2 rRNA genes (1 of these 2 running past the window's edge) are annotated in these 2,922 nt (G+C 57.2%); both read right to left on the bottom strand.

From position 1 onward, the window contains the following. Positions 1 to 46: 46 nt before the first annotated feature. A 5S ribosomal RNA gene (gene rrf / locus M8C11_RS30040) occupies positions 47 to 163 on the bottom strand. 76 nt (positions 164 to 239) lie between these two features. Beyond that, positions 240 to 2,922, bottom strand: a 23S ribosomal RNA gene (locus M8C11_RS30035) (it continues 426 nt past the right edge of the window).

The following is a 2,922-nucleotide window of genomic DNA, read 5'->3' as shown; positions in this document are numbered from 1 at the left end:
AAGATTGAGGGCCACCCCGTGCGGGGTGGCCCTGAATTGAAAGATTGTCCGGCGGTGTCCTACTCTCCCACACCCTCCCGAGTGCAGTACCATCGGCGCTGGAGGGCTTAGCTTCCGGGTTCGGAATGTGACCGGGCGTTTCCCCTCCGCCATGACCGCCGTAACTCTATGAACATGTCAACCAACCCAACATGGGTGGTGGTTTGTTCAGAGTTGCACAGTGGACGCGTAGCAGCTTGGTAGTCAAGTCCTCGGCCTATTAGTACCGGTCAACTGAACCCGTTACCGGGCTTACATTTCCGGCCTATCAACCCAGTCGTCTAGCTGGGGGCCTTACCCCACAATGTGGGTGGGATACCTCATCTTGAAGCGAGCTTCCCGCTTAGATGCTTTCAGCGGTTATCCCTTCCGAACGTAGCTAACCAGCCGTGCCCCTGGCGGGACAACTGGCACACCAGAGGTTCGTCCGTCCCGGTCCTCTCGTACTAGGGACAGCCCTTCTCAAGTATCCTACGCGCACGGCGGATAGGGACCGAACTGTCTCACGACGTTCTAAACCCAGCTCGCGTACCGCTTTAATGGGCGAACAGCCCAACCCTTGGGACCTGCTACAGCCCCAGGATGCGACGAGCCGACATCGAGGTGCCAAACCATCCCGTCGATATGGACTCTTGGGGAAGATCAGCCTGTTATCCCCGGGGTACCTTTTATCCGTTGAGCGACACCGCTTCCACATGCCAGTGCCGGATCACTAGTCCCGACTTTCGTCCCTGCTCGACCTGTCAGTCTCACAGTCAAGCTCCCTTGTGCACTTGCACTCAACACCTGATTGCCAACCAGGCTGAGGGAACCTTTGGGCGCCTCCGTTACCCTTTAGGAGGCAACCGCCCCAGTTAAACTACCCACCAGACACTGTCCCTGAACCGGATAACGGTCCGAAGTTAGATACCCAAATCAACCAGAGTGGTATTTCAAGATTGCCTCCACCCATACTGGCGTATGGACTTCACCGGCTCCCACCTATCCTACACAAGCTAATTCAGATACCAATGTCAAGCTATAGTAAAGGTCCCGGGGTCTTTCCGTCCTGCCGCGCGTAACGAGCATCTTTACTCGTAATGCAATTTCGCCGGGCCTGTGGTTGAGACAGTGGGGAAGTCGTTACGCCATTCGTGCAGGTCGGAACTTACCCGACAAGGAATTTCGCTACCTTAGGATGGTTATAGTTACCACCGCCGTTTACTGGCGCTTAAGTTCTCCGCTTCGCCCCGAAGAGCTAACAGGTCCCCTTAACGTTCCAGCACCGGGCAGGCGTCAGTCCATATACATCGAATTACTTCTTCGCATGGACCTGTGTTTTTAGTAAACAGTCGCTTCCCCCTGCTCTCTGCGGCCATACAACGCTCCACCCGCGCGGGGCTTCACGTCTCCGGCCCCCCTTCTCCCTAAGTTACGGGGGCAATTTGCCGAGTTCCTTAACCACAGTTCGCCCGATCGCCTCGGTATTCTCTACCTGACCACCTGTGTCGGTTTGGGGTACGGGCCGCTAAGAACTCGCTAGAGGCTTTTCTCGGCAGCATAGGATCACTGACTTCACCTGAATCGGCTCGGCATCACGTCTCAGCCCTCATGGTGTGCGGATTTGCCTACACACCGGCCTACACGCTTACCCCGGCACAACCACCGGCCGGGCTCAGCTACCTTCCTGCGTCACCCCATCGCTTGACTACTACCCGCCAGGTTCCCACGCTCCCCACCATTGGTCCGAAGACCGCCGGCAGTTCGGGTGGTTAGCACAACGAGGTTCGTCAGGGTCGCTCTTTCGCGGGTACGGGAATATCAACCCGTTGTCCATCGACTACGCCTCTCGGCCTCGCCTTAGGTCCCGACTCACCCAGGGCGGATTAGCCTGGCCCTGGAACCCTTGGTCATCCGGCGGAAGGGTTTCTCACCCTTCTTTCGCTACTCATGCCTGCATTCTCACTCGTGCCGCGTCCACAACTGGGTCACCCCGCTGCTTCACCCCCGGCACGACGCTCCCCTACCCATCCACACACCTGCACCTGGCATCAAGGCCAGGCGAAGTTATTATGTGAATGCCACAGCTTCGGCGGTGTGCTTGAGCCCCGCTACATTGTCGGCGCGGAACCACTTGACCAGTGAGCTATTACGCACTCTTTAAAGGGTGGCTGCTTCTAAGCCAACCTCCTGGTTGTCTATGCGACCCCACATCCTTTTCCACTTAGCACACGCTTAGGGGCCTTAGCTGGTGATCTGGGCTGTTTCCCTCTCGACTACGAAGCTTATCCCCCGCAGTCTCACTGCCGCGCTCTCACTTACCGGCATTCGGAGTTTGGCTGATTTCGGTAAGCTTGTGGGCCCCCTAGACCATCCAGTGCTCTACCTCCGGCAAGAAACACGCGACGCTGCACCTAAATGCATTTCGGGGAGAACCAGCTATCACGGAGTTTGATTGGCCTTTCACCCCTAACCACAGGTCATCCCCCAACTTTTCAACGTTGGTGGGTTCGGCCCTCCACGCGGTCTTACCCGCGCTTCAGCCTGCCCATGGCTAGATCACTCCGCTTCGGGTCTAGAGCATGCGACTAAAAACGCCCTATTCAGACTCGCTTTCGCTACGGCTCCCCCACACGGGTTAACCTCGCCACATGCCACTAACTCGCAGGCTCATTCTTCAAAAGGCACGCCGTCACCCCGCAAGGCTCCGACGGATTGTAGGCGAACGGTTTCAGGTACTATTTCACTCCCCTCCCGGGGTACTTTTCACCATTCCCTCACGGTACTCGTCCGCTATCGGTCACCAGGAAGTATTTAGGCTTACCAGGTGGTCCTGGCAGATTCACGGCAGATTTCAGGAGTCCGCCGCTACTCGGGAACACCCACAGAAGACCAGCAGCTTTC

This window comes from Micromonospora sp. CPM1 (genome assembly GCF_023896895.1).
Taxonomy (GTDB): Bacteria; Actinomycetota; Actinomycetes; order Mycobacteriales; family Micromonosporaceae; genus Micromonospora; species Micromonospora tulbaghiae.
This window is presented reverse-complemented; position numbering and strand designations above follow the sequence as displayed.